The sequence below is a fragment of the Rothia sp. 18CD1-1 genome, assembly GCF_055285355.1.
Map to the genome: position 1 here is coordinate 179,185 of NZ_JBUZLI010000003.1, position 25,149 is coordinate 204,333.

General features: G+C 58.6%; 22 protein-coding genes and 1 pseudogene. 6 read left to right on the forward strand and 17 right to left on the reverse strand.

All coding sequences use genetic code 11. From position 1 onward, the window contains the following. Positions 1-23: 23 nt before the first annotated feature. From ACS1BR_RS02935 to ACS1BR_RS02965, 7 genes are all read right to left on the reverse strand, one after another. On the reverse strand, positions 24-1,307 hold the full coding sequence (locus ACS1BR_RS02935) for a citrate synthase (protein ID WP_463559984.1): 1,284 nt from the start codon (positions 1,305-1,307) through the stop codon (positions 24-26). A 156-nt stretch (positions 1,308-1,463) separates the two neighbouring features. Then, on the reverse strand, positions 1,464-2,594 hold the full coding sequence (dapC, locus tag ACS1BR_RS02940; protein WP_463559985.1) for a succinyldiaminopimelate transaminase: 1,131 nt from the start codon (positions 2,592-2,594) through the stop codon (positions 1,464-1,466). A 101-nt stretch (positions 2,595-2,695) separates the two neighbouring features. Continuing rightward, positions 2,696-3,019, reverse strand: a complete 324-nt coding sequence (fdxA, locus tag ACS1BR_RS02945; protein ID WP_463559986.1) for a ferredoxin — start codon at positions 3,017-3,019, stop codon at positions 2,696-2,698. 176 nt (positions 3,020-3,195) lie between these two features. Beyond that, positions 3,196-3,624, reverse strand: a complete 429-nt coding sequence (locus ACS1BR_RS02950; RefSeq protein ID WP_463559987.1) for a hypothetical protein — start codon at positions 3,622-3,624, stop codon at positions 3,196-3,198. Beyond that, the gene (locus ACS1BR_RS02955) at positions 3,621-4,565 is read right to left on the reverse strand and encodes a PIG-L family deacetylase (protein WP_463559988.1); all 945 of its coding nucleotides are present in this window, start codon (positions 4,563-4,565) and stop codon (positions 3,621-3,623) included. The genes ACS1BR_RS02950 and ACS1BR_RS02955 overlap by 4 nt, the downstream gene beginning before the upstream one ends. 14 nt (positions 4,566-4,579) lie before the next feature. Next, a complete protein-coding gene (gene typA / locus ACS1BR_RS02960; protein WP_463559989.1) occupies positions 4,580-6,487 on the reverse strand; it encodes a translational GTPase TypA in 1,908 nt (635 codons plus the stop codon). Positions 6,488-6,781: 294 nt separating this feature from the next. Then, positions 6,782-8,806, reverse strand: a complete 2,025-nt coding sequence (locus tag ACS1BR_RS02965) for a BCCT family transporter (protein WP_463559990.1) — start codon at positions 8,804-8,806, stop codon at positions 6,782-6,784. A 286-nt stretch (positions 8,807-9,092) separates the two neighbouring features. On the opposite strand from ACS1BR_RS02965, the gene pgi reads away from it, so the two are divergent. Beyond that, positions 9,093-10,772: a glucose-6-phosphate isomerase gene (gene pgi, locus ACS1BR_RS02970; RefSeq protein ID WP_463559991.1), complete on the forward strand. Its 1,680-nt coding sequence runs from the start codon at positions 9,093-9,095 to the stop codon at positions 10,770-10,772. Between the two features lie 91 nt (positions 10,773-10,863). Here the strand turns inward: pgi and ACS1BR_RS02975 are convergent, their stop codons facing one another. Beyond that, positions 10,864-11,535, reverse strand: coding sequence for a pyroglutamyl-peptidase I (locus ACS1BR_RS02975; protein ID WP_463559992.1), 672 nt, complete (start codon positions 11,533-11,535; stop codon positions 10,864-10,866). A gap of 32 nt (positions 11,536-11,567) precedes the next feature. Here ACS1BR_RS02975 and ACS1BR_RS02980 point away from each other — a divergent pair, with 32 nt between their 5' ends. Next, the gene (locus ACS1BR_RS02980) at positions 11,568-12,032 is read left to right on the forward strand and encodes a hypothetical protein (protein WP_463559993.1); all 465 of its coding nucleotides are present in this window, start codon (positions 11,568-11,570) and stop codon (positions 12,030-12,032) included. Between the two features lie 10 nt (positions 12,033-12,042). Here the strand turns inward: ACS1BR_RS02980 and ACS1BR_RS02985 are convergent, their stop codons facing one another. The 5 genes and pseudogenes from ACS1BR_RS02985 to ACS1BR_RS03005 form a co-directional block, all read right to left on the reverse strand. Continuing rightward, entirely contained in the window at positions 12,043-12,981 is a 939-nt protein-coding gene (locus ACS1BR_RS02985) for a VOC family protein (RefSeq protein WP_463559994.1), read from the reverse strand. 137 nt (positions 12,982-13,118) lie between these two features. Then, positions 13,119-13,922 carry a class I SAM-dependent methyltransferase gene (locus ACS1BR_RS02990; RefSeq protein ID WP_463559995.1) on the reverse strand — a complete coding sequence of 268 codons (804 nt, stop codon included), beginning with the start codon at positions 13,920-13,922 and terminating at the stop codon, positions 13,119-13,121. A gap of 95 nt (positions 13,923-14,017) precedes the next feature. Then, the gene (locus ACS1BR_RS02995; RefSeq protein ID WP_463559996.1) at positions 14,018-14,407 is read right to left on the reverse strand and encodes a DUF488 domain-containing protein; all 390 of its coding nucleotides are present in this window, start codon (positions 14,405-14,407) and stop codon (positions 14,018-14,020) included. A gap of 24 nt (positions 14,408-14,431) precedes the next feature. Continuing rightward, positions 14,432-15,264: pseudogene (locus tag ACS1BR_RS03000) on the reverse strand (helix-turn-helix domain-containing protein). Between the two features lie 120 nt (positions 15,265-15,384). Next, on the reverse strand, positions 15,385-16,377 hold the full coding sequence (locus ACS1BR_RS03005) for an alpha/beta hydrolase (RefSeq protein ID WP_463559997.1): 993 nt from the start codon (positions 16,375-16,377) through the stop codon (positions 15,385-15,387). Between the two features lie 250 nt (positions 16,378-16,627). Between ACS1BR_RS03005 and ACS1BR_RS03010 the strand changes: the two genes are divergently transcribed. Continuing rightward, complete coding sequence (locus ACS1BR_RS03010) at positions 16,628-18,850, forward strand: NADP-dependent isocitrate dehydrogenase (protein WP_463559998.1); 2,223 nt, start codon at positions 16,628-16,630, stop codon at positions 18,848-18,850. Positions 18,851-18,943: 93 nt separating this feature from the next. Here the strand turns inward: ACS1BR_RS03010 and ACS1BR_RS03015 are convergent, their stop codons facing one another. Then, positions 18,944-19,567 (reverse strand): thymidine kinase, encoded by a 624-nt coding sequence (locus tag ACS1BR_RS03015; RefSeq protein ID WP_463559999.1) that lies wholly within the window; start codon positions 19,565-19,567, stop codon positions 18,944-18,946. Between the two features lie 152 nt (positions 19,568-19,719). Here ACS1BR_RS03015 and ACS1BR_RS03020 point away from each other — a divergent pair, with 152 nt between their 5' ends. Continuing rightward, complete coding sequence (locus ACS1BR_RS03020) at positions 19,720-21,057, forward strand: DUF2252 domain-containing protein (RefSeq protein ID WP_463560000.1); 1,338 nt, start codon at positions 19,720-19,722, stop codon at positions 21,055-21,057. Between the two features lie 92 nt (positions 21,058-21,149). On the opposite strand, the gene ACS1BR_RS03025 is transcribed toward ACS1BR_RS03020, so the two are convergent. Next, positions 21,150-22,625, reverse strand: a complete 1,476-nt coding sequence (locus ACS1BR_RS03025; RefSeq protein ID WP_463560001.1) for an amino acid permease — start codon at positions 22,623-22,625, stop codon at positions 21,150-21,152. A gap of 115 nt (positions 22,626-22,740) precedes the next feature. Continuing rightward, positions 22,741-23,187, reverse strand: coding sequence for an OsmC family protein (locus ACS1BR_RS03030; protein ID WP_463560002.1), 447 nt, complete (start codon positions 23,185-23,187; stop codon positions 22,741-22,743). Between the two features lie 114 nt (positions 23,188-23,301). On the opposite strand from ACS1BR_RS03030, the gene ACS1BR_RS03035 reads away from it, so the two are divergent. Both ACS1BR_RS03035 and ACS1BR_RS03040 read left to right on the forward strand, forming a co-directional pair. Next, positions 23,302-24,120 (forward strand): AzlC family ABC transporter permease, encoded by an 819-nt coding sequence (locus tag ACS1BR_RS03035; protein ID WP_463560003.1) that lies wholly within the window; start codon positions 23,302-23,304, stop codon positions 24,118-24,120. Next, positions 24,117-24,452, forward strand: a complete 336-nt coding sequence (locus ACS1BR_RS03040; protein ID WP_463560004.1) for a branched-chain amino acid transporter permease — start codon at positions 24,117-24,119, stop codon at positions 24,450-24,452. Before ACS1BR_RS03035 ends, ACS1BR_RS03040 begins: the two co-directional genes overlap by 4 nt. Before the next feature lie 90 nt (positions 24,453-24,542). Here ACS1BR_RS03040 and tpx read toward each other — a convergent pair whose 3' ends face one another. Then, on the reverse strand, positions 24,543-25,040 hold the full coding sequence (gene tpx, locus ACS1BR_RS03045) for a thiol peroxidase (protein ID WP_463560005.1): 498 nt from the start codon (positions 25,038-25,040) through the stop codon (positions 24,543-24,545). Positions 25,041-25,149: the final 109 nt, after the last annotated feature.

Here is a 25,149-nt window from a genome sequence, read left to right on the forward strand (position 1 = left end):
CCCGATCCTCTACCCCGGTTGAACTAGCCCCGCGGGTAGTGGCGCTCTGTCTCACCGGTGTAGACCTGGCGCGGCCGCCCAATCTTGGTTTCTGGGTCCCCCATCAGCTCCCGCCACTGGGCAATCCAGCCGGGTAGCCGCCCCAGAGCAAACAGCACGGTAAACATCTTCTCGGGGAAACCCATCGCCTTATAGATAAGACCGGTGTAGAAATCAACGTTGGGGTACAGTTTGCGCTCAATAAAGTAGTCGTCGGCCAGGGCCTTCTCCTCAAGCCCGCGGGCAATATCCAGCAGCTCATCGCTACCACCCAGCCTCTCCAGCACCTCGTCGGCGGTTTTCTTAATAATCCGGGCCCGGGGATCATAGTTTTTATAGACCCGGTGGCCAAAGCCCATCAACCGTACACCGTCTTCTTTATTTTTGACCTTCTCCATAAAATCTTCGGGAGACAGCGACTCAGCCTGAATACGGCGGAGCATGTTCAGCACCGCCTCGTTGGCCCCACCGTGGAGCGGGCCGTACAGGGCGTTAATACCCGCAGAGACGGAGGCAAACATGTTAGCCTGAGCCGAACCCACCAGACGCACGGTCGAGGTGGAGCAGTTCTGCTCGTGATCGGCGTGAAGTAGCAGCAGGGTATCCAGCGCCTTAGCGATCATGGGATCAGCCTCATAGTCTTCGGTGGGGAACCCGAAACACATCTGCAAAAAATTCTCCGCATAGTTAAGCTTGTTCTTCGGGTACATGAGCGGCTCACCCCTGGACTTTTTGAAGGCGTAAGCTGCCAGCGTGGGCACCTTGCACAGCAGCCTAAAAGTAGAAACCTCCACCTGTACGGGGTCAAAGGGATCCAGTGAATCCTGGTAGAAGGTAGACATAGCCGAGACCGATGAGGCCAAGACCGCCATGGGGTGGGCATTAGACGGGAAACCCGAAAAGAACACTTTCATGTCCTCGTGAACCATGGTGTGCCTGCGGACCATGCCCTCAAACTCGACATATTGCTGGGGGGTGGGAAGCTCACCGTAGATCAGTAGATAGGCAGTTTCCAAAAAATTTGACTTTTCGGCCAGTTCCTCGATGGGGTAACCGCGGTAGCGCAGAATACCGCTGTCACCGTCGATATAGGTGATAGCCGATTTTGCGGTGGCGGTATTCATAAAGCCGGGATCGTAGGCAACATGCCCGGTTTCTTTTAAGAGACCGGCGGTGGAGAAGGCGCCATTGCCTACGGTTGAGTCAACGTGTTTCAGGGTGAGACGGGTGTCGTGGTGGGTCAGTACAGCATGAGTATTCTCAGACATTATTTCCTCCGTGTATATGGCAGCCCCGGCACTCTGCCCCGCACCTCGGCGCTCGGGCGATCCTACCCGGGGTTACCCTTACCACGATACCCCTAGTCATGCTCTCGGTCACATCGCTGTGCACGGTGTACAGCATATTAAGGGTATTTTTGACCTCTACGGGACCAAACGGTCGCAGACAGCGGCGATTTCGGTATCGCTACCTGTCAGCGATACCCGGATATGTTTCTTCCCCGCGTCCCCATAAAAAGCACCGGGGCCAACCAGGATTCCGCGGTCAGCAAATCTCTGCACGGTAACCCAGCAGTCTTCACCGGCGGTCGCCCACAGGTAAAGACCGGCCTCCGAGTGCTCCACGGTCAGGCCAAACTCTTTGAGAGCGGGAATAAGGCGGGCGCGACGGGCACGGTAGCGGTCCTTCTGCTCCTCCACGTGAGCGCTGTCGGTGAGTGCGGCAACCATTGCCGCCTGCACGGGAGCCGGCACAATCATGCCCGCCTGCTTCCGCGAATTGAGCAGGTTGGCCATAATCTCCGGGTCACCGGCCAGGAAAGCCGCCCGGTAGCCGGCCAGGTTCGACTGTTTGGACAGCGAATAGGTGGTCAGCAAAAGATCCTGCGAACCGCCACTTACCCGCGGGTCCAGCAGAGAGGGTACCGGCTCTCCCCCGCGCTGCCGATCCCATGCACCCCAGCCCAGCTCCGCGTAGCACTCGTCAGAGGCAACCACGGCTCCGATATCCCGGGCGCCGTCAACAAGTTTCTTCAGCTGATCCACCGACCGCACTATACCGGTGGGGTTGGCCGGCGAATTGACCCAGATAAGTTTTACCCGTGCCAGCGTATCGCTCTCAAGCCCCTCCAGGGTGTCAGCGGCACGGTGGTCAGCACCGGCTAGGATCGCCCCCATATCGTAGGTGGGGTAGGCGGCGGTAGGCCGTAACACAAGGTCGCCCTCCCCCAGCCCCAGCAGGAAAGGAAGCCAAGCCACCAGCTCTTTAGAACCCACGGTGGGCATTACCTGGGAGGGTGAAAGACCCGGTACCCCTCGGCGGCGAGCAAACCAGTCAACGATCGCCTCCCGCACCTGCCCGGTACCGGCCGTCGTGGGGTAACCGGGCGCATTCGCCGCCTTGATCAGCGCAGCCTGCACAGGCTGCGGGGTGGGGTCAACCGGAGTCCCAATCGAAAGATCCACGAGGCCGCCGGGATACTCCCGAGCAATCGCACGATAGGGGGTCAGCTGCTCCCAGGGGTACTCGGCCAGGCTAAGCCCAAACTGTGCCATACGTTTCCTCTTCCATCCTCACTTGAAGCAGACACCTCACCTACGGATGTAGGGAGGCCCCAGCACCTCAGAAAAATCTCAGATCAATAGCCGGCCCACATCTATTCCCCGTTTTGCGGGGGTAACTGCGCAATCCACGGCACATCTTTACCTGTGGGGCCCAGCCGGGCGGCACCACCGGGAGAACCCAAATCGTCAAAGAAATCGACGTTTGCCTGGGTGTATTCTTCCCACTCCTCGGGTACATCGTCCTCATAGTAGATAGCCTCAACGGGACACACAGGCTCGCATGCACCGCAGTCCACGCACTCATCGGGGTGAATGTAGAGTGTTCGCTCACCCTCATAAATGCAATCAACAGGGCATTCTTCAACGCATGCGCGGTCTTTGACATCAACGCAGGGCTGAGCAATAACGTAGGTCATGCAGGGAGACCTTTCTGCAACATAATTGACGGGTGCACCGCTGTCAGCGCGGTTTTCTAAAGTCTTCAACTATGGTAGTCCCCCGGCAGGCCCAGGGAAGACTTTAGTGGTGCAATTGACAGCGCACACCAATGTTCCGCCTCATTATTTTTCTCGACAGCAATGAGGACACACGGTCACGAATGTCGGCCAAGGTAGCGGTTCACGGTCACGTTGGAGACCACGGTTACCGCGAGAATTCCCAGAACCCAGATAGTTCCGGCAACACCGACAGGAACCTGAGGGTTAATCAGTACCAGCACCGAGCCGTCCCGGGCGAAGGCGAAGAAAAGAACCAGCAGAAAAGCAAGGCCGCCCGTCAGAGTCCCGGCCCAGTTTTTACCGGCCCGCAGCGAAACCCAGGTGGTAGCCACGTACATGAGAAGCAGCGCAAGCAGGGCGCCGACCGGTAGGTAGAAATCGGCCTGAAGGTACCAGATGTAGGCGTGGTACATGGTTCCGGCGAAACCGGCCAACAGGCCCACGCACACCGCGGTGATAGCGGAGTTGACGCTCCCCGGGTATTCTTCCGGCCGCTTATTCGCCGGCTGCACCGACTGATTCATGGGTTTTTTCTCCCCTGTCCGTGTACTGTGCCGTTTTCCCGCTCATCCGCCCAGAGCAGGCGGTAGGTTTCCCGCGCAGATATTTTTTGGGTTACCCGATTCGAGAACTGATAGGTGCTGTCAGAGGTGATGACCACCTGGGTGCGGTGGGCGGCCATGGCCGCCCGTTTGCGACTCAAAGAACCGTCGATCACCGCCTGCTGCCTCGTGTCCCCCCTATCAATATCGCCCTCAAGCCCCCAGAGCAGCGACGGCCTATAGGGTTTCGGGGGAGCTTCCACGTCCAGCGGGGGGCGTTCTTTTCCCCCGGCCACCAGCTGCACCGCCCGCAGGGTCACCCGGTGGGTGCGCACATGGTCGGGGTGTCCGTAACCGCCACCGCGATCGTAGGTAACCACCACCTGCGGCTGCCAGTGCCACAGCAGCCGGGCAACACTTCGAGCCTGAATCTCGCTGTCTGTTGCCGTCAAGCAGTCACCGGCAGCCTGCGGTGCGGCGATAGCGCGCCCATCGGCCCCCCAGGCCATACCCGAATCACGGTAACGGTCAGCGGCGCCGGTCACCGTCGCCGGTTGCTGACCCAAAAACAGGTGCCTGTTCACCCCGAGTTCGGTGATAGCCGTCTCAAGCTCCAGGGCCCGCAGCTCGCCCAGAGCCAGGCCCCCATCACCCTTTCGATCTGCCTCCAAATGCCTCAGATCGGCGGGTATAACCTCCCCCATTTCCCCGCGGGTGAGGGTCAGCAGCTGCACCTGCGCCCCACGTTCGGCATAGAACCCCATCGTGGCCCCGGTGACCGTTGATTCATCGTCGGGGTGGGCATGAACAAACAGGATCCTGGCCCGAGCCGGGTCAAGCCCCGCGGGAAGCAGGTCACCGGTAGCGGTAGCCGCCACAAACTCGCCCTGCCGCGGATAGTGGGGTGAAGACTCCCGACTCATGCTCGCTCCACAACCTAGTTCCGCTGCCGGCGGCGGAACTCTCGCACCCGCTCATTGGAATCGAGAATCACCTTGCGGATCCGGATAGCCTCGGGGGTGACCTCAACGCACTCGTCGTCGCGGGCCCACTCCAGAGACTCCTCAAGGGTCAGCTTCTTGGGAGGGGTCATATTCTCAAAATTATCCGCGGTTGACGAGCGCATATTGGTGAGCTTCTTTTCCTTCGTGATATTCACTTCCATGTCGTCTGCTCGCGCGTTCTCCCCCACAATCATGCCCTCGTACACCTCTGAGGTGGGCTCCACAAAGATGGTGCCCCTCTCCTGGAGGTTGATGATCGCGTAGGGGGTCACCACACCCGCCCGGTCAGAGATCATCGAACCGTTGGTGCGGTAGTCAATCTCCCCCGCCCAGAGTTCGTAGCCGGTGGCGTAGGAAGATGAAATGCCGGCGCCGCGGGTCTCGGTGAGAAACTGGGTGCGGAATCCGATCAGGCCGCGGGCCGGGATAGAAAATTCCATACGAACCCAGCCGGTACCGTGGTTAGCCATATTCTCCATACGGCCCTTGCGGGCCGCCATCAGCTGGGTGACCGCACCCAAGAATTCTTCGGGCACATCGATGATCATATGCTCCATCGGCTCGTGCAGTTTTCCGTCGATAGTCTTGGTCACCACCTGGGGTTTACCCACGGTCAGCTCGAATCCCTCACGGCGCATCTGCTCCACCAAAATAGCCAGGGCCAGCTCTCCGCGCCCCTGCACCTCCCAGGCATCGGGGCGCTCCGTGGGAAGAACCTTCAGTGAGACGTTACCGATGAGCTCCTTATCCAGGCGGTCTTTGACCTGCCGGGCGGTGACCTTTGCCCCCTTCACCTTCCCCGCAAGCGGCGAGGTGTTAATACCGATGGTCATGGAGATAGCGGGGGCATCCACAGTGATGAGCGGAAGAGGCTTTGGGTTTTCGGGGTCGGTGAGGGTCTCACCGATAGTGATGTCCTCGATACCGGCAACCGCCACAATCTCACCGGGGCCGGCAGACTCCGCCGGTACCCGCTCCAGTGCCTTGGTGGCCAGAAGCTCGGATATCCGCACGTTCTTGGTGCTGCCGTCCTGGCGGGCCCAGGCGACGGTTTGCCCCTTTTTGAGGGTGCCGTTGAAGATGCGCAGCAGTGCTAGACGACCCAGAAACGGCGACGAGTCGAGGTTGGTCACGTGCGCCTGCAAGACCTCGTGGGGATCATAGGTGGGTGCCGGGACGTGCTCTAAGATGGTGGCAAAAAGCGGCTCGAGGTCATCGTTATTGGGCAGGGAGCCGTCCGCCGGCTGCTCCAGTGATGCCGCCCCAGCCTTGCCCGATGCGTAGACCACCGGAACGTCGAGCAGGGCATCGACATCGAGGTCGGGCACCTCGTCGGCCAGGTCTGAGGCCAGACCCAGCAAAAGGTCCATGCTTTCGGAGACCACCTCGTCGATTCGGGCATCGGGACGGTCTACCTTGTTCACCACAAGGATCACCGGGAGTTTGGCGGCCAGCGCCTTACGGAGTACAAACCTGGTCTGCGGTAGGGGCCCCTCGGAGGCATCTACCAGTAGCACCACGCCGTCAACCATGGACAGTCCACGCTCGACCTCGCCGCCAAAGTCGGCGTGGCCGGGGGTGTCGATCACGTTAATGGTGACGGTTTCACCGTGGGCGGCCGGCCCCCGGTAGAACACGGTGGTGTTTTTAGCCAGGATGGTGATACCTTTTTCTTTTTCAAGGTCACCGGAGTCCATGACTCGGTCTTCAACGTTAGCGTGTGCCGAGAAGGCGTGGGTCTGTTTCAGCATTGCGTCAACAATGGTGGTTTTTCCGTGGTCAACATGGGCCACGATTGCCACGTTGCGCAGGTCGCTACGTGAAGCGGTGTTTTCAGACATGCGTATAGATCTCGCTTTAATCCTAGGAAATAGTGCCTACCCTCCTGTACCCGCAAAGAGAGAACCGGTGAGAGGCGGGGCGGACTTGCGCGGGCGGAGGCTCATGGTAATCATACCCGCCTATCCCGCAGGTGCCGGGAGTCTGGGTCCACAACCGCCGCAAAAATTCGGCGTGAAATGGTGCACTTAAAAGGTGGGTGCCGCCGGACTCAGCATGAGCCCGACGGCACCCTGTACCGTACGGGGTGTGAGGAGTTAGTCGGCTAATTCTCTTCGTAAACCAGCCGGCTGCCCCTAGTTATCTTTAACCTCCCAGGGTATGTCTCCCCCGCTCTGCCGGGGTTTCTCCCGGGCGGTGTTTTTAGACTGCCGGTCAGCCTCCACCTGTTCGGCGCTGACAGTTTGGATCCCCTGGGTGTCACTTATCTTCCGGATAGCCGCGGTGTTCGCCTCGACCTGCAAGGTAACATCGTCAACCGCGACTGCCACAGCCTCTTCGACGCGGGCCTCGACCGCTTCCCCGACTGCCTCGTCTACCGCGGCTTCGACGCGGGCGTCCACAGCCTCACCGACAGCCTGATCAACCGCATGGTCCACGGCAATGGCCAGGCGGCTGTCCACCCCGCTTGCCACGATGGTGTCAACTCGTTCGTCGATACGCTCATGCAGCTCTTCGGCGATTTCCTCGCGGGCGTTGCGACGCTGGGCGCGCACAAAGAGACGGTGCTCGTAGCTGAGCGCTTTATAGAGGGACACGCACATGAGGATAATGACCACCGAGAAGGGGACCGCCGTCAAGATCGCGACCGTCTGTATGGCTGACAGCGAATTCTCGCCCCCCACCCAGATCAGGGCGATAGCGGTGAGCGCGGCGACAACAACCCAAAAGACACGAACCCAGGTTTTAGGCTCGGGTGAACCGTTGGTGGAGATCATACCCAGCACCAGAGCACCCGAGTCTGCCGAGGTCACAAAGAAGATGGTCACCAAAAGTAGGGCACCAACGGTGAGCAGGGTCCCGGCGGGCAGGTTGTCAAACATCTGGAACAGGACGTCATTCGTTGAGACCGTGGCTTCTCCGTCTTCACCTATCTGGATAAGCTGGCGGCCCTCAAAAAGCTGCTGGTGCAGGGCTGTACCGCCGAGTACAGAGAACCAGAAGAAGGAGGTGAGGGCGGGGACCAGCAGCACGCCGATCACGAATTCGCGTACCGAACGCCCCTTCGAGACCCGGGCAATAAACATGCCGACGAAGGGCGACCAGGAGATCCACCAGCCCCAGTAGAAGGTGGTCCAGGCTGCCTGAAACTGTTCGCCCTCAACACCGTAGAGTGCCAGGGTTTCAAAGGTCATCTGAATAACGTTCTGCAGGTAGTTACCGATCGATCCCACAAAGTCGCGCAGCAGGAAGAGGGTGGGGCCGGCAATCAGCACAAAGACACAGACGATCGCGGCCAGAATGAGGTTGCCGTTAGAAAGCCACTTCATTCCCTTTTCAAGGCCGGTCACCACAGAAAACAGGGTGACACCCATGAGCACGACAATGAGCCCGGTCAGCCACCAGTTACCCGTGGCCGGGATATCCAGGTAGCCCAGGCCGGCGGCGATCTGCATAACGCCCAGGCCCAGCGAGGTGGTTACGCCGAAGAGCGTGCCCACCAGGGCAACAACGTCGATGGTGTCACCCCAGGCCCCTTTGATACGGTCACCGAGAAGGGGCTTGAGGGAATAGCGCATAGACAGCGGAAGCTTAAGACGGTGGGCGGAGTAGGCAATAGCCAGGCCAACAACCACGTAGAGTGCCCAGGGGTGAAGCCCCCAGTGCAGGAAGGACTGGCTCATGGCGGCCTGCGCCACTTCCTGCTCGGACCCGGAGACACCCGGGCGCGGGTCAGCGAAGTGGGTGAGCGGCTCGGTTGCCCCGTAAAAGACCAGCCCGATACCCATACCGGCGGCAAAGAGGAAGGCGAACCAGGTGCCGAAGGAGTAGGCCGGTTCGTCGTTGTCGTCGCCGAGCTTTACGTCTCCCATGCGGGAGAAGCCCAGGTAGAGGGCGAAGACTACCACCAGGGCGATGATTGCAACGTAGTACCATCCGAAGTAGGTGATGACGTCTGACTGCCAGGCGTCGATAATCTCTTTTACCTCGGTGGGGAAGGCCATGGTGAAGCCGATAAAGACAGCCATGATTACTGCCGCGGGCCAGAAAACGCGGGGGGCGATATTGCCCTCACGCATATTTTCTTTAGCCGATGTGCTGATGTCGCCCTTGCGAAGGTCGGGAGCGTCCTCGGGCAGGGCTTCTTGAGTTTCTCGCATAAAAATACCTGTATCTTCTAGCTTATAACCGCGTATCATCTAAGGTTTCTCGGTATATGTATACGCGGTGCGCCCGGTTTTCGCTGTGAAATAACCGGGAAAGCACCTCATAACCGTACCGAAAATCAGCCGTCTTATCAAGCGGAATTATAACCGTACTGATGATCTGCGGGTATCGTATTCCCCTCTCGGCTCCGTCCACCCCGCACGTGCTACCGGTCACTCCGGGATAAATATGTGGCCCAAAGACTGGTATCGACACCCCGCGGGGTGGACAATGAGAGGCATGGCTAAAAATAAGACTGTTGATCCCACACAGACCCGTGCATGGGCAGAACTTGCCCAGCTCAGCAAAGATTTCACCCCCAACCTGCGCGCATGGTTTAGCGAAGACCCGCAGCGGGCCGAAAAGCTCACCTTCACCGCCGCCGACCTCTACGCCGACCTCTCCAAGAACCTCGTGACCGACCCGGTGCTTGAAGCACTCAAAAAACTCGCCGCCGAGGTTCACCTGCATGAGCGGCGCGATGCCATGTTTGCCGGCGAGCACATCAACGTCACCGAAGACCGCGCCGTACTCCACACCGCCCTGCGGCGGCCTCGCGGTCTTGAACCGGAACTGGTGGTGGACGGCCAGAACGTTGACGCCGACGTTCACCGGGTTCTCGACAGGATCTACGCCTTTGCCGACCGGGTGCGCTCGGGCCAGTGGCGGGGCATAAGCGGGAAAAAGATTGAGACCGTAGTCAATATCGGTATTGGCGGCTCCGACCTGGGTCCGGTCATGGTCTACGAGGCCCTCAAACCCTACGCCCAGGACGGTCTCCAGGCCCGCTTTATCTCCAATATTGACCCCACCGATGCCGCCGAAACCGTGGCCGATCTCGACCCCGAAACCACCCTCTTTATTGTCGCATCAAAGACTTTTGGCACCCTGGAGACCCTCACCAACGCCCGCGTGTGCCGTGACTGGCTGCTCTCCTCCCTACGCAGATCTGGCGCCCTAGAGGGTAAAGAGGAGAAAGAGGCGGTTGCTGCCCACTTTATCGCTGTCTCCACCGCTCTCGATAAGGTCGCAGATTTTGGGATTGATCCCGAAAATGCCTTTGGTTTCTGGAGCTGGGTGGGAGGCCGCTACTCGGTGGACTCCGCTATTGGCACGTCACTAGCTATCGTGCTGGGGCCCCGGGTGTTTGAGGATTTCCTGGCCGGGTTCCACGCCATGGACGAGCATTTTCGCCTCACCCCCCTAGAGAGCAACCTCCCTATGCTGATGGGTCTCATCAACATCTGGAACGTCAATTTTCTGGGGGCTGAAACACATGCGGTACTCCCCTATGACCAATATCTGCACCGCTTTCCCGCCTACCTGCAACAGCTCACCATGGAGTCAAACGGTAAGGGTGTGACCGCTGACGGCAGGCCGGTCATCTACAACACCGGTGAGGTCTTCTGGGGCGAACCGGGCACCAACGGCCAACACGCCTTCTACCAGCTGATCCACCAGGGTACCCGCATTATCCCCGCAGATTTTATCGCCTTCGCCAACCCTGTTCATGCCACCCGTGACGGTGACCAGGATGTGCACGAGCTCTTCTTGGCTAACTTCTTTGCCCAGACCAAGGCGCTCGCCTTCGGTAAAACCGCAGATCAGGTGCGGCAGGAGGGTACCGCCGAGGAGATTGTTCCCGCGCGTATCTTCACCGGCAACCGCCCCACCACCTCTATCATGGCCAAGAGGCTCACCCCGGCCGTGCTGGGGCAGCTGATCGCTCTCTACGAGCACATCACCTTTGTCCAGGGCACCGTGTGGGGTATCGATTCGTTCGACCAGTGGGGTGTTGAGCTGGGTAAACAGCTGGCACTCGAACTGGCGCCCGCTGTTGCCGGTGACCGTCGGGTACTGGACCAGCAGGATTCCTCGACGGCAGCGCTGATTGATTTCTACCTGAAAAACCGCCGTTAGGGACTGGTTGCCGAAAGGCGGGGCGGAAAATCCGGTGATGTTTTTGTTTCCGCCCCGCTGCACACCTTCCAGCTTACAGTGCTGCCCCCCCTTACCCGATGGTTTCGGCCAGAATAAGGGCGAGCGCTTTACACGCGGTCTCCATATCTAGGCGGGGAATATCTGCGGTTTCTCTTCCGCCGGTCTCTGCGAGAGACCCGGGGCGAAAGCTACCGTATTCCGGGGCCTCGTCGGTTTGAAGGTCGACCGCGGGAATGTGGACAAAGCCGGCGGGAATATTCTGTTCCGCCAGAAGATGCATTAAACGGTAGAAAACGTGGTTACACACGTAGGTTCCGGCGCTATACGATATGTCGATAGCAAGGTTTTCTTTCTGTGCCCGCCCCACAATATTCTCCAGGGGAAGACTGCTGACGTAGGTTGCCGGACCGTCCGGCTCAATACTCCGGTTACGGGCGATCACTCCGCTGTTATCGGGAATTGATGCCTCGTTGAGATTGACAGCAATTTTCTCCAGACTGACCCTGCGACGGCCCACTGCCACCCCCGTAGCGACCACGGCATCCGGCCGGACGCGTGACAGCGTCTTTTCCAGGCAGCGGCTCGACTCCGCGTAGGAGACCGGCAGGGTATAAATTACGGGGTCGGCCTCGGGCACCATTTTTGCCAGGCGAAGGCAGGCTCCGTGCGCTACCGGCCCTGTGGGGTTCACGGTGAGTCCGGCAAAGGGTTCAAAGGTGGTCACCAAGAGTTTTTTCTTCACCGTAGGTCCTCAAGTTTGTGTACAGTTGAAACATGCCTGCCGCACCTTTTTCCGGTTCACGTTCACAGCGTCTCCCTGACGACTATACCGCGCCCACCGAAGATACTCCCGAGGCCCTCAACCTAGACGGTGATGACGATGAGGCGCTTGGGGCGGAAAATAGGGTGGCTCGGGCTCTACCGGGAGCCGGGTTTTTTACCGCTGTGCAGCGGTTTTACGGCCAGTACTGGGTATCGCGGGGCACAGCCAGCGGCAGTGAATTTGCCTGGGGCATGCTCTGGGCCCTGGGCAGTACCGGAGCCTGCTGTGCCCTCACCCTCTGGATGGGCGGGGTGGTCACCGGCGGCGGGGACTCGGTGAGTTCCCTCTTTCGAGTGCTCTACATGCTCATGGTGTACCTCTGTCCCGCCTGGCTCATCGTTCACCTGGGGCCCACGTTCTCCCTCATCCGCCGTTTTGTCAACGGTGCGAGGGACAGGGCTCCGGGGCATCCGTGAGTCCCGGCCGCTAGCCTGCGGGGTTGAGAAGCAGGGTATTGTTCCAGGGGTCGTTGACCCGCAGAGACTCCCCGTAGAAGTCGCTCTTGATACCGTGGAAGCGGAGCCGGTCTGCGGCCTCCTCCACCGTCTCGCTGTTGGGCAGCTGCACGTTGACCGTGCTCAGTCCCAGAGTTTTGGTGCGCGGTGCCGCGCCCCGGGAATTCCACACGTTCACGGCCATATGGTGGTGGTAGCCTCCGGCCGACACGAAGAGAGCCTGGGTGCCCACCGACGCGGTCTGGTCAAATCCCAGCGCCCCCACATAGAATTTGTGGGCCGTAGCGGTGTCCCCCACCTGTAGGTGGACGTGCCCCACCCGGGTCGTCAGCGGGTACCTGTTACCGTCAATTGCTGCGTGCACAATTTCTTCGTTGCTGATGTTCTCACGGATAAACTCGGTGGCATCGATGTAGAGGGTATCCATCAGCACCTGCCCGTTCTGCCACGTCCACTGGTCCCTGGGGCGGTCCCAGTAGAGTTCCACACCGTTGCCTTCGGGGTCTGAAAAGTAGAATGCCTGGCTGACCAGGTGGTCGCCGGGGCCCTGGTAACGCTCCTGGTATTTACTGAGAGTACTCACCAGCGAGAGGGCAAGGTCGTGTTTGGTGTCAAAGAGGATAGCAACGTGGAAGAGGCCCGCTTCGGTGCGGGCGGGGTGGCGCAGGTCGGGATCGTGCTCGAGGGTGAGCACGGTACGGCTACCCAGCTCCGCGCCGGCCACGGTTTTGCTGCCTAGCTCGATTTCGCCGGGTTTTTCTGCCAGAACGTCGAGCCCCACACCCTTGGTGTAGAAGTCGAGCATGGACTGCATATCTTTGACACGCAGGCGTACCGCTCCCATGTGAGTGATGGCGGGGAGTCTGGTGTTGCGGTTCCGCGCAGCGGGGCGTAGTTTTGTGCCAAACATTGGATTCTCCGGGGGATGAGATTTTTATTAACCAAGAAAACTTTACGCCCCGCATGTGTGCATGGCAATATTTGCCCTTTTCAGAGCCTTATTTTCTGTGTTTTCCTCCCGTTTGGTCCTCCCCGCGGCCTGTTGCCCTATTCTTTGACCGCGATGATTGATACGCCGGCGAGGTTTTTGCGGTGCCGCCTCAGGGCCTTTCTCATACCCAATATCCGCGTGCGAGCCTCGGGGTTCCTGCACATGTTGGTGAAAAAGGTCAGAGCACCTGCCGGGCCCTCATCGGCAACAATCCGCACGGGGTCAAGAAGTTTCATGGGTGCCAGCCGGTAGGCTTCAACGCGGAATCCCTGCCCTTTGAGCAGGTTACTCCACTCGGTGATGGTCAGCGGCCGCACATTCACCCGAATACTGCGGGCAAGGTCTTGCCGTATGGTGGCCACCTGCTCTTCGGTAATATCTTCGGGGGCATGGGCCATTTCGTGTATGCAGTATCTACCCCCGGGAGCCAGAACCCTGTATGCCTCGGCAATAATCTTTGTCTTGGCCTGCTCACCCTGCATGGTGAGCATGGCTTCACCGATCACGATATCTGCACATTCCCCGTCGAGCCCGGTGTTCTCAGCGGAGGCGTTAATCACCTGAGCCCGACCGGAGTATCCCGACTCAGCAACAACCTTGCCTACCAGATCCACCGCCCGCGGGTCAAGGTCCACCCCGGTGTAGGTACCGGGGTGCTGGGCCAGAATAAGGCGGGCGGTTGTGCCCAGGCCCGGAGCAAATTCAAGCACTCTCCTCCCTCGCAGGTGAGCCCGCTCCAGCATGGACCGGGTGAGGGAGGCCCCTCCGGGGCGCAGCACCTTCTTCCCCATACGAGCAAGCAGCCAGTGCCCCTGAACCTGCTCGACCGGACGATCATTCTCTGGCAGTACCGCGGCCACGGTGAACACCTTTCACTCTGAAGTAAGTCAAACCTAAATTTAGTATATTAAATACCATAATAAAAGGCGGGTACCGCACCGTAACCCCCGGGACCCTAGACGCTTGACGGGTTCGTGATCGACGATTGAGGCAGATGCTCGTGAAGGTAGTCCAGCAGCACCGTCGCGTGATTGTATTCTTTATCTTTTGCCGCATAGAGCAGAGTGATCCGCCAAGGATTCTCCTCCGCTAGCTTCTCGATAAGATCCTGGGCGGCCTGTCGGTGGTCAAGCTCATCGATATAGCGATGCTTGAAAATCTCAAAGTTTTCCGGCCGGTGGCCGAATTCCTTACGCGCCTGAGAGGAGGGAGCCAGGTCTTTGGCCCACAGGTCAATATCGGCTCTCTCCTTGGTAAGACCGCGGGGCCACAACCTATCGACCAGCACCCGCTGACCGTCGTCCGGCGAGCCTTCACTGTAGATCCTCTTTATCCGCAGCTCCACGGGTACCCCTCTCAACTTCAGCCCTCAACGGTAGGTGCGCCGCAGCTGTGTCAGCTTTCGTTCGGACTCACTACCGGCTTTCGAGCTTACCGCATACACCATACAGGTCGGGCACTCTGCGAGGTTAAACCCCTGATAAAAAAGATCAAGTCTCCCCAGCTGCGGGTGGTTGATACGCTTGTTCCCTTCGCGGTGATGGGCAACAGAAAAAGCTCCCACCACCGGCTAAACTGGCCGCTCTGCTCCTTAAGCTCACCAATAATTTCTCGGAGTCTTCTATGCTGGGGGAACTGACCCGTGTAGCTTCGCATCGTGGCTACAACCCCGCGGGCAGCCGCCTCCCAGTCAATGAAAAACTCTCGTGATACAGGGTCAAGGAAGATAAATTTTGCGGTGTTTGCTTCTGCTACCTTGCTGTTCATCACCTCGGAATAAAGGTATTTTCCCGACTCGGTCCCGGCAAGAATATCTAAACAGATATTACGCACAAGAATCGGTGCGGCGGGGTTCTCTTCCAGAAACCTCAGCAGCGTAGCGGGGAGCTCGGCATCGGCCGTCTGCTCGGTAGCCAGCCGATCCTTCTGCCGCCTAAATATGTCTAGCAGGTAGCGGGTCTCCTCCTCGGTAAACAGCAGTGCCCCGGCGATCGAAAGTAAGATATCCTCCGATACATTCTGAAGGGTTCCCCGTTCAATTTTTGCGTAATACTCCCTACTAATATTTGCCAGCTCCGCCACTTCTTCCCGACGTAGCCCGGGCACATGGCGTCGGCCCACAGCCGACAGCCCCACATCTTCGGGCGCAACTCTATTTCTGGCGTTCCGCAGAAAAAGCGATATATCCGTTTCTATCGACACAGCATCTTCCTAGATTTCACGAAAAGATAACCGCAACAGCACCGTCGGGGCGGGGTAATCAAAGATACCCCGCCCCGATATATCCGGTGCAGTCTAGCTATCGGTTCTCAAGCGTAGGTGTTAGAGATTCGCGTTGAAAAATGAGATAACTTTCTCTGCCTCTTCGGTCACGTAGGGCTCTTTCCAGTAGGTCTGAATATGGGTAGCGCCCTCGATCATGTGAAGCTCCTTCTTCTGCGTCCCCGTCGCCCGGTTAAAAACTTCCTCGGTCATATAGAAGGTGTCCGCTTCGCTCCCCGCGATCATCAGCAGAGGCTGGTCAATAAGCTCCACGCGGTCTTCGGCATCAAAATTAGTGAGGTAGGTCAAGCTCATAGCCGTGTAGTAGCTCTGCGCATTCGGGTGGTAGTGGGTATCACCGTAGTACTCGGTACCCTCACGGTAGAGACCCGCTGGAATTGCTTCGAGCTGCTCGGGGGTCAGGTGTACTCTACCTTCAATCCTGTTGCCAACATAGTCAACTTCTCCGGTCTGAATATACGTGGTCCGCGCCTCTGAACCCTGCCGGATACGGTCCTGTACCGTGTCAAGCTGGCTATCCGCAAAGCCGTTACGGCGCACCCTCCCCGAGTTAAACATGCTGATAGTCGCCACCGCTTTAAAACGCTTATCAGTCTTAGCCACATCGATGGTGTAGCCGCCACCGCCACAAATTCCCAGCACACCTAAACGCTGCGGGTCAACGCCGGGAAAGGTCAACAGAAAATCCGCCATCGCCCGGATATCTTCGGTCCGGTAGGCGGGATAATCCGTGTTGCGGGGCTCTCCCCCGCTTGCCCCCTGGTAGGCGGCATCCGCGGCAATAGCAATATAGCCCTGCTCCGCGAGCTTCTGGGCAAACAGACCCGACACCTGTTCCTTCACTCCACCGTTAGGGTGGGCAACAGCTACTGCCGGGTAGTTCTTCTCTGCACTGTAACCGGCAGGGGTGTAGATATTGGCAGCAATCTCAACCCCGTTAGCCGCATAGCTCACCGGCTGAAGGTTCACTTCGCCCTCACGGTTTTCATCAATCGCACCGCGATAGACCAGACCAAACCTGTTTTCACTCATTATCTGTTTTCTTTCATCACGGGGAAACCCCCACATCAGTACTGACTCAACCAGTTTAAACAGGGTGGGCACGGCAAACCACACCCTGTCAATACACACTTTTTACCGCCCCCCGGCATCAATCGATGAGGGAGCACCGCACCCACTCAAGCCCACCACAGGCTGAACATTCTGTGGTAAAGGGCACTTTCACGATATTCTAAAAACAGCATCGTAAGTAATACATGTAATACATGAGGAGAGTCGCCCCATGGCAAAGATCGTTTACACCCACACCGACGAGGCGCCCCTGCTGGCCACCTACTCTTTCAAACCCATTGTTGAGGCTTTTGCCGCGAGCGCCGGTATCGACATTGAAACCCGAGATATCTCGCTATCGGGCAGGATCCTTGCGCAATTTCCCGACTTTCTTACCGAGGAGCAGCGCGTACCCGATGCTCTGGGTCAGTTGGGTGAGCTGGCGCAGAAACCGGAAGCTAACATCATTAAACTGCCCAATATTTCGGCGTCGCTACCGCAGCTGAAAGCGGCTATCGCTGAACTTCAGGCAGCGGGTTTTTCGATTCCCGACTACCCCGAAGAGGCGATCACCGAGGCTGAGAAAGAGATTCGTAACCGCTACGACCGCGTTAAGGGGTCGGCGGTTAACCCGGTTTTGCGTGAGGGAAACTCGGATCGGCGGGCCCCTCTCTCGGTCAAGAACTATGCGCGTCAGAACCCGCACAGTATGGGTGTCTGGGAGGCGACCTCCCGCACCGAGGTTGCCACCATGGCCTCCGGTGATTTTCGCGCCAACGAAAAATCAGTGGTGATCGGGGCAGATGACACCCTCACGATCCGCCATGTGTCCAACGATGGTACCGTGACCGTGCTCAAAGAATCGCTGCCCGTGCTTGCCGGCGAGATTGTTGATGCCACGTTCATGAGTGCTCACACCCTGAACAGGTTCTTGGCGGACCAGATTGACCGTGCCAGGGTTGAGGGCGTGCTTTTCTCCGTGCACCTGAAAGCAACCATGATGAAGGTGTCCGACCCCATTATTTTTGGCCATGTGGTGCGTGCTTTCTTTTCCGATCTCTTTGAGAGATACGGTCGGGAGCTTTCTGCTGCCGGGCTGGATGGGAGCAATGGGCTGGGGGCTATCCTCTCCGGTCTCGATGCTCTGCCCGCCGATATTGCCGAGGGCGCCCGCAGAGAGATTGAGCACGGATTTGAGAAGGGCCCCGAGCTGGCGATGGTCAATTCTGACCGGGGTATCACCAACCTGCACGTGCCCTCGGATGTGATTGTTGATGCCTCAATGCCCGCCATGATTCGCGCCTCCGGGCATATGTGGAATAGGTACGGCAAAGAGCAGGATACCCTGGCGGTTATCCCCGACTCCTCCTATGCCGGGGTGTATCGGGCCGTTATCGCCGATTGCAAGAAGCACGGTGCCTTTGACCCCACCCGTATGGGCAGTGTGTCCAATGTCGGCCTGATGGCGCAGAAAGCCGAGGAGTACGGCTCCCACGATAAAACATTTGAGATCCCCGCCGACGGTAAGGTCCAGGTGCTTGCCTCAGACGGCAGCCCGCTCATGGAACACACGGTGGAGGCCGGAGATATTTGGCGCTCCTGCCAGACCAAGGATATTCCGGTCAAAGACTGGGTTAAGCTGGCCGTGGCGCGTGCCCGAGAATCGCGAAGCCCCGCTGTTTTCTGGCTGGATCCCTCGCGGGCCCACGACCGCAACCTGATGGATAAGGTCAACCGTTACCTGGCCGAACACGATACCGAAGGTCTGGATATTCGGATTCTGTCCCCGGACGAGGCCACCCGGTTCTCTCTTGACCGTATCCGTCGGGGGGAGGACACCGTATCGGTGACCGGAAACGTCTTACGCGACTACCTGACCGATCTCTTTCCCATTCTTGAGCTGGGCACCTCGGCAAAAATGCTCTCGATCGTTCCTCTCATTCACGGTGGTGGCCTGTTTGAAACCGGTGCCGGCGGTTCCGCCCCCAAACATGTGCAGCAGCTACTTGAAGAAAATCACCTGCGCTGGGATTCGCTGGGTGAGTTCTTGGCCCTGGCCGCCTCCTTCGAGCATCTTGCCCACAGGGAGGGCAACACCGCCGCAGGAGTACTCGCCAATACTCTCGACCGGGCTACCGGCACCCTGCTCAACGAGAATAAATCTCCTTCACGGACAGTGGGAGAGATCGATAACCGCGGCTCACACTTCTACCTGGCCAAGTACTGGGCGGAGGAGTTGGCGCGTCAGACCGATGACCCCGATCTAGCGGCCCGGTTCGCCCCGGTAGCCACCGCCCTGGGTGAGAATGAGGAAAAAATCGTGGGAGAGCTCTCAGCGGTGCAGGGGGCGCCGGTGGACCTGGGCGGCTACTACCGACCCTCCGAGCACCTGGCAGCGGCTACCATGCGTCCCTCTAAAACTCTCAACGCGATCATAGATTCGGTGAAGGTCTAGAGCCGTCCGGGTCGCAAACCGACCATCGGTAGGTGGCCGGGCAGCTCAGAGAAGATTCCCTCTCTGAGGGCCCGGTCCGGGTGCACCCGGCCCTCAGGCCCGGTGGAAGAGGAGACCGCCGGATTCTTGCAGGTAGCAGCTAGCGCACAGCGACTCGTAACCTACACTGGTTCCGTCGATAGCCACCTGCGAGCCGGAGAATACAAAGACGCCGTCTACCGTGCGCCCGTTAAAGAGCGCCTTTTTGCCGCAGCGGCAAATAGTTTTGAGCTCCTCCAGCGTGTGGGCGATCTCCAGCAGTCTCGCTGAGCCGGGGAAGGCCCGTGTTCTGAAGTCGGTGCGGATACCGTAGCACATGACCGGTACACCATCGAGTACGGCGATGCGCATGAGATCGTCCACCTGTTCGCCGGTCAAAAACTGTGCCTCGTCAATGAGCAGGCAGGAGACCGGCAGTTTACGGTGGAGAGCATCGGGGTGGCCCGCCCGCGCTGCCCGGTGAAAGAGGTCCCGCACCTGCTGCTGCGCGCCCACCGTAAAGTCAACGCGACGGCGCACGCCCAGGCGCGACAGCACATCGTGATCGCCCTTGGTGTCTACCTCCGGTTTGGCAATCAGTACACGCTGTCCGCGTTCCTCATAGTTGTATGCGGCCTGCAGCAGCGCGGTTGATTTGCCCGAGTTCATGGCGCCGTAGCGGAAATAAAGTTTAGCCACCTCGTGTCCTCACCCGACTGGAATAAAACTATTGCAATTGTAACGGTCCCACCTGACCGGTGGAACCGACGCAGGGTGGCGGTTGCCTCCACCGGTGCGGCACACTTTATACTTGTGGTGGTAGCACATCACTGACCGATAGGTTGCAGCTCATGATTCCCCGCTCGGATATTGAGGCGCTCATGGCGCCGCCGGCCCGCGAGATTGATCCTCTTGACATTATTATCGAGCAGAATAAGACCCGTCTGCCCGAGCTGGTTCCGGTCCGTTTTGGGCGCATGTCGGAGTCCCCCTTCACCTACTATCGCGGCACCGCCGGCCCGATGGCGGCCGACCTCGCCACCCGCCCCAACTCCGGTGTTATGCCCCTCATCTGCGGTGACGCTCATATCGGTAACTTTGGTTACTTTGCCTCTCCCGAGCGCGACCTGCTCTTTGACCTCAATGATTTTGATGAGGCCGGCCGGGGCCCCTTTGAGTGGGACCTCAAGCGGCTTGCAGCCAGCGTCTACCTGGCGGCCATTGATAACGGCGAGTCAGAGGATACCGCCACGCTTCTGGCCGAGAAAACATCTAAGTACTATCGCCGCACTATTTTGCGTATGAACGAAGAAAGCGCGCTGGACCGCTACTACGCCAGGGTCAACACCGACACGTTTGAAGAACTGGTGAAAAAGAAATACCAGCCCCTCTTCACCAAATTCGAGAAGAAGGCCCGCACCCGCAACTCTGAGCAGGCCCTGCACAAGTTCACCGTAACCGACGAGTCGGGGAAGACCCGCATTGTCGACCAGCCTCCGCTGACCATGCACAGCGAAGAGTTTACCGCCGACGCTATCGAGCAGATCTGGCAGCAGTACCTCTACTCTGCCCGCCCCGATATTCGCTACCTGTTACGGAATTTTACCCTGAAAGATCATGTGCTTCGCGTGGTGGGGGTGGGGTCTGTGGGTACCCGCTGTTTCATTACCCTGCTTGAAGACCGGCTAAAAAACCCGCTCTTTCTACAGATGAAAGAGGCCCAGGATACCGTCTTGCACAGCTACGGGAAGATTGAGCAGACATCGGATTCTTTGGGTTTTCCCGACCGGCCCATGGGCAACGGCTTTCGGGTGGTTGCCGGTCAGCGGGTGATGCAGTCCCAGTCGGATCCTTTTTTGGGCTGGGTCGAGGGTGTGCCTACCCGACAGGGGACCACCGCCGACTACTATGTGCGCCAGTTTAGGGACATGAAAGGGTCCATCAACCTCTCTGCCCTTGACCGTGACGGTCTCAAACAGACGGCCAAAGTGTGTGCGGCCCTGCTGGCCAGGGCCCACGCCCAGTCCCGGCACATCGACGATATCGCTGTTTTCTGCGAAGCAGACAGCATCTTTGACCGGCTGCTGGGACAGTGGGCTCACTCCTATGCACAGACATGCACCGAAGATTTTTATGCCATGCAGGAGGCCATTAGCACGGGGAAACTGCCGGTACAGTACGCCCTCTAAACGTCCTTCTCAAGATCGCCGGCGGTCAGTACCCAGGAATACGACAGGACCGCCGGTGCCTCACAGAGTAGCCGGTGCACGCTCATGATCTTCTACTGTTTCACCTCGAGGCCGGAAACATCGATATCCTGAAGCGGAATTTTTTTGTCACCGGTCACCAGCTTATGGACACCCCACACGGCAAGAAATACCGGTAGACCAATATAGGCGCTCGCCACCTGAACAAACTGCCCCGCAAAAACCGCCTCATAGTTTTGACCCAGGATCACCAGCACACACATGCACAGCGCCACAATCGGCCCCAGGGGGAAGAAGGGAGCGGTATAGGGCAGGTCCGCCAAAGATTTTCCCTGGGCAAGGTAGGCCCGCCGGAAACGATAGTGGCAGATAGCTATTCCCAGCCAAGCAATAAAACCGGAAAGACCCGAGACACTGACCAGCCAAGTATAGGCCTCTCCCTGGCCCATGATCGCGGTGAGAAAACCGAAGAGGCCCACCGCGGAGGTAGCTACCAGGGCGGGCATGGGGATCCCGTGCCTGTTCACCCGTTTAAAAATCTTTGGTGCCCGTCCGTTGACCGCCAGTGAGTAAAGCATCCGAGACGACACGTAGAGACCCGAGTTACCGGCGGAGAGGATTGCCGTAAGAATCACCGCGTTCATCACCGAGGCGGCAAACGCGATACCGGCCCGCTCAAACACCAGTGTGAAGGGCGAGTAGGCGATATCGGTCTCCTGGGCGCGCAGTAGGTTGGGGTCGGTGTAGGGAATGAGGAAACCGATCACGATAAAAGCACCGATATAGAAAAGCAGAATCCTCCAGAAAACCGAATGGATAGCCCTGGGGACATCGCGGCGGGGATTCTCTGATTCTCCGGCGGCAACCCCCACCATCTCAGTGCCCTGAAAAGAGAAACCGGCAATCATAAAGATAGCGATAATTGACATGGGCCCGCCCACAAAGGGGGCCTCCCCCACAGTCCAGTTAGCAAAGCCCGGTGAGTTACCGCCCAGGATACCGAAGATCATGGCGACCCCGGCGACAAGAAAAACAATAACGGCCACCACCTTGATAGTGGCCAACCAGAACTCGCTCTCACCGTAGGCGCGGGCAGAAAGAGCATTAATACCGAAAAGCAGGAGCAGGAATACTGCGGCCCACACCCAGCCGGGAACCCCTGGCAGCCAGAAGTTCATGACGATACCGGCCGCAACCAGCTCGGTGGCCACAGTGATAGCCCAGTTGAACCAGTAGTTCCAGCCCATGGCAAAACCAAAAGACTGCGAGACATAGCGGCTGGCGAAAGTTTGGAAGGAACCCGGTACCGGCAGGTGAGATGACATCTCGCCCAGGGACTGCATAAGAAGCAGCACCATGAGACCGATCAGCGAGTAAGCGAGCAGGGCCCCGCCGGGTCCGGCGGTGGCGACCGTGGAGCCCGAGGCCACAAAGAGGCCGGTGCCGATAGCGCCGCCGATTGCGATCATCTGCATGTGGCGGCTTTTCAGACCGCGCTTGAGCTGCTGTTCCGATTGGTTTAGCTCTGGGGTGTGGGAGGTTTCAGCCATGAACTCGGCCTTCCGGTCTGAAATTTATCTAATGCTAGGTAAGACAAACTTCAGACTACCATCTTTACCCCGGATACAGGGCACCGGCCAGCCGGTGAGCACCTCGAATCACACCCTAGCTCTCGCCGGTGTTCTCATTGATAAAATTCACCTCGGTGGCGTGCTCCACGGTACGCGACACCGTACAGTCCTTGTCATGCGACAGTTTCAACAGCCGGTCAACCATGCGGCTCGCCTGCTCACCCGCGGCATCGGCGGGGAAGGTGACATTAAAACTCACCTGTACGTCGTCAAGCCGCACCGCGCCGTCCTCGTTCACCTTCATCGCCGACGACACCACCTCAAATTTTTCTGGCTCAGACCGCCGGGAGGTCACCACGTCCAGGTCTATTGAGGAACAGCCAGCAACCGCGGCAAGCAGCAGATCCACCGGGGTAAGCAGACCCTCACCCCGCCCAAACTCAAGGGAGGCACCGCTATCTGCGGTAGCCCGGTAGCGGGTCTGCCCGACCCTCTCCACCCGAACAGAACGGTAACGAGGATCTTCAGATCGTGCACTCATACTTCTCCAATCACCTAAAATTTTGTGCTACCCATCCTAACGTGCACGAGGCCCCCGCTATTTCCCCGGGTCCGCATATTTTCTCGGGTAGTCCAGCCGGTCTACTATTACGGTATGGTACATCCTTCAGATAGCGCTGATTCTCGGCAGCACGGTGGGGGCCGATCCGACAGCGACTCCCCAGAGAGCTTCTACGAACCGAGCCTCCCCGGCGAATCGGGGCTGCACGAGGCTTTTCGTGCAGCCGGTGTGGTGTTCGGCGGTTTTATTGTGCTGGGAGTCGGGCTGGGAATCCTCATTGCCTCGCTAGGACTACCCTGGTGGGTTGCCCCGGTGATTTCCCTGGTTGTCTACGCCGGATCTGTAGAGTTTCTGCTGGTGGTGCTGATAGCATCGGGGGCGCCCCTCACCACCATTGCAGCCACCACCTTTTTGGTCAATTCACGGCACCTGGTATACGGGCTGTCCTTTCCCCTGCACCGGGTACAGGGGTTCTGGGGCAAACTGTATTCTATTTACACTCTGAGCGATGAAAACTTTGCCCTCAACGTGGGTGGCGGCTCCGACCGATTGAGGTCATCAAGAATACTGTGGATCAGCTTTATCCTGCACGTCTGCTGGGCGGCAGGCTCCACCCTGGGTGTACTGGTGGGTGCGGGTTTTCTCTCGCACATTAAGGGGATTGATTTTGTGATGACCGCCCTCTTCATCATCCTTGCGCTTGATGCGTACCGCGCTCAAAAAGATAACCGCACCACCCTGCTAGCCCTGCTCTCGGCCGCCATTTCCATGATTTTCTTCCCCACCTCCATGCTCACCGTCGCTCTGCTACTCTTTGTGGCGCTCCTCATTCTTCGCTACGCGGGCGAACGCAAAAAACTCTTGGGAGCTGCGGCAACAAGCGGCCACAGTATTCAGGAGGATCGACAATGACCGGCAACAGCTATATCCTGGCAGCGATCTTCCTCTCGGCAGCCATCACCTTTGCGCTGCGGTTACTTCCTTTTGGGTTGAAATCGATCCTCAAAGAATCCGCCCTCATGCAGAAGCTGGCGGCGTGGGTTCCCCTGGGTGCCATGATCCTGCTTGCGGCCTATGCCCTTTTTGAAATTGATTATTCGTCGGCATCCACCGCTCTGCCCTACCTGCTTGCCGTAGCGGTCACCGTCGCGGTGCACCTGTGGCGAAAAAATATGGTTCTTTCCATGGTGGTGGGCACCCTGGTGTGCGTGGTACTTGCCACCTGGGTTTTTGTCACCGACTAATGCAGCGGGCGGGGTGAGGGAACAGGTGTTTTGCTCCCCTCACCCTGCCCGCTGCCTACGCCGCCGGGATTCTTAGTATCCCTGTACGGCCTAGGTCAGAGCGGCCAGCGCTGACTCGTAGTCGGGTTCCTCGGTGATTTCGGGGACAAGCTGGGTGTAGATCACGGTACCGGAGGCGTCGAGAACCACTACCGCCCGGGCCAGCAGACCTGCCAGGGGGCCATCGGTCTGGGTCACACCGTAGTCTTTACCAAAGCTGGAGCGGAAGGCGGAGGCGCTGACCACGTTGTCGATTCCCTCGGCCGCACAAAAGCGGTCAAGGGCGAAAGGGAGGTCATGTGATACGCAGATGACCGCGGTGTTTTCTAGTCCCGCGGCATCTTTATTGAAGGTGCGCACCGACTGGGCGCACACACCGGTGTCTACCGAGGGAAAGATGTTAAGCACAATATTTTTGCCTGCGTAGTCGGAAAGCTTCACATCTGACAGGTCGGTAGCTGTCAGCGTGAACCCGGGAGCCTGGGTACCCACGGTGGGTAGCTCGCCGCTGGTAGAGACAGGGTTACCTTGGAATTTAGTTTCAGCCATGTCTCTATTCTGGTGCAGAATCCGGTGAACGGGCAAGACACCGGTATGTTTCCTCCCCGCTCTTCGGGACCGCAGATTCCTGTGTGAGGTAAAGCAGGCTAGAATCTGA

What these genes read in the sequence shown, in the direction of transcription:
- ACS1BR_RS02935 (WP_463559984.1), bottom strand. Translation starts at nt 1,307, where the DNA reads ATGTCTGAGAATACTCATGCTGTACTGACCCACCACGACACCCGTCTC.
- dapC (WP_463559985.1), bottom strand. Translation starts at nt 2,594, where the DNA reads ATGGCACAGTTTGGGCTTAGCCTGGCCGAGTACCCCTGGGAGCAGCTG.
- fdxA (WP_463559986.1), bottom strand. Translation starts at nt 3,019, where the DNA reads ATGACCTACGTTATTGCTCAGCCCTGCGTTGATGTCAAAGACCGCGCA.
- ACS1BR_RS02950 (WP_463559987.1), bottom strand. Translation starts at nt 3,624, where the DNA reads ATGAATCAGTCGGTGCAGCCGGCGAATAAGCGGCCGGAAGAATACCCG.
- ACS1BR_RS02955 (WP_463559988.1), bottom strand. Translation starts at nt 4,565, where the DNA reads ATGAGTCGGGAGTCTTCACCCCACTATCCGCGGCAGGGCGAGTTTGTG.
- typA (WP_463559989.1), bottom strand. Translation starts at nt 6,487, where the DNA reads ATGTCTGAAAACACCGCTTCACGTAGCGACCTGCGCAACGTGGCAATC.
- ACS1BR_RS02965 (WP_463559990.1), bottom strand. Translation starts at nt 8,806, where the DNA reads ATGCGAGAAACTCAAGAAGCCCTGCCCGAGGACGCTCCCGACCTTCGC.
- pgi (WP_463559991.1), top strand. Translation starts at nt 9,093, where the DNA reads ATGGCTAAAAATAAGACTGTTGATCCCACACAGACCCGTGCATGGGCA.
- ACS1BR_RS02980 (WP_463559993.1), top strand. Translation starts at nt 11,568, where the DNA reads ATGCCTGCCGCACCTTTTTCCGGTTCACGTTCACAGCGTCTCCCTGAC.
- ACS1BR_RS02985 (WP_463559994.1), bottom strand. Translation starts at nt 12,981, where the DNA reads ATGTTTGGCACAAAACTACGCCCCGCTGCGCGGAACCGCAACACCAGA.
- ACS1BR_RS03005 (WP_463559997.1), bottom strand. Translation starts at nt 16,377, where the DNA reads ATGAGTGAAAACAGGTTTGGTCTGGTCTATCGCGGTGCGATTGATGAA.
- ACS1BR_RS03010 (WP_463559998.1), top strand. Translation starts at nt 16,628, where the DNA reads ATGGCAAAGATCGTTTACACCCACACCGACGAGGCGCCCCTGCTGGCC.
- ACS1BR_RS03020 (WP_463560000.1), top strand. Translation starts at nt 19,720, where the DNA reads ATGATTCCCCGCTCGGATATTGAGGCGCTCATGGCGCCGCCGGCCCGC.
- ACS1BR_RS03025 (WP_463560001.1), bottom strand. Translation starts at nt 22,625, where the DNA reads ATGGCTGAAACCTCCCACACCCCAGAGCTAAACCAATCGGAACAGCAG.
- ACS1BR_RS03030 (WP_463560002.1), bottom strand. Translation starts at nt 23,187, where the DNA reads ATGAGTGCACGATCTGAAGATCCTCGTTACCGTTCTGTTCGGGTGGAG.
- ACS1BR_RS03035 (WP_463560003.1), top strand. Translation starts at nt 23,302, where the DNA reads ATGGTACATCCTTCAGATAGCGCTGATTCTCGGCAGCACGGTGGGGGC.
- ACS1BR_RS03040 (WP_463560004.1), top strand. Translation starts at nt 24,117, where the DNA reads ATGACCGGCAACAGCTATATCCTGGCAGCGATCTTCCTCTCGGCAGCC.
- tpx (WP_463560005.1), bottom strand. Translation starts at nt 25,040, where the DNA reads ATGGCTGAAACTAAATTCCAAGGTAACCCTGTCTCTACCAGCGGCGAG.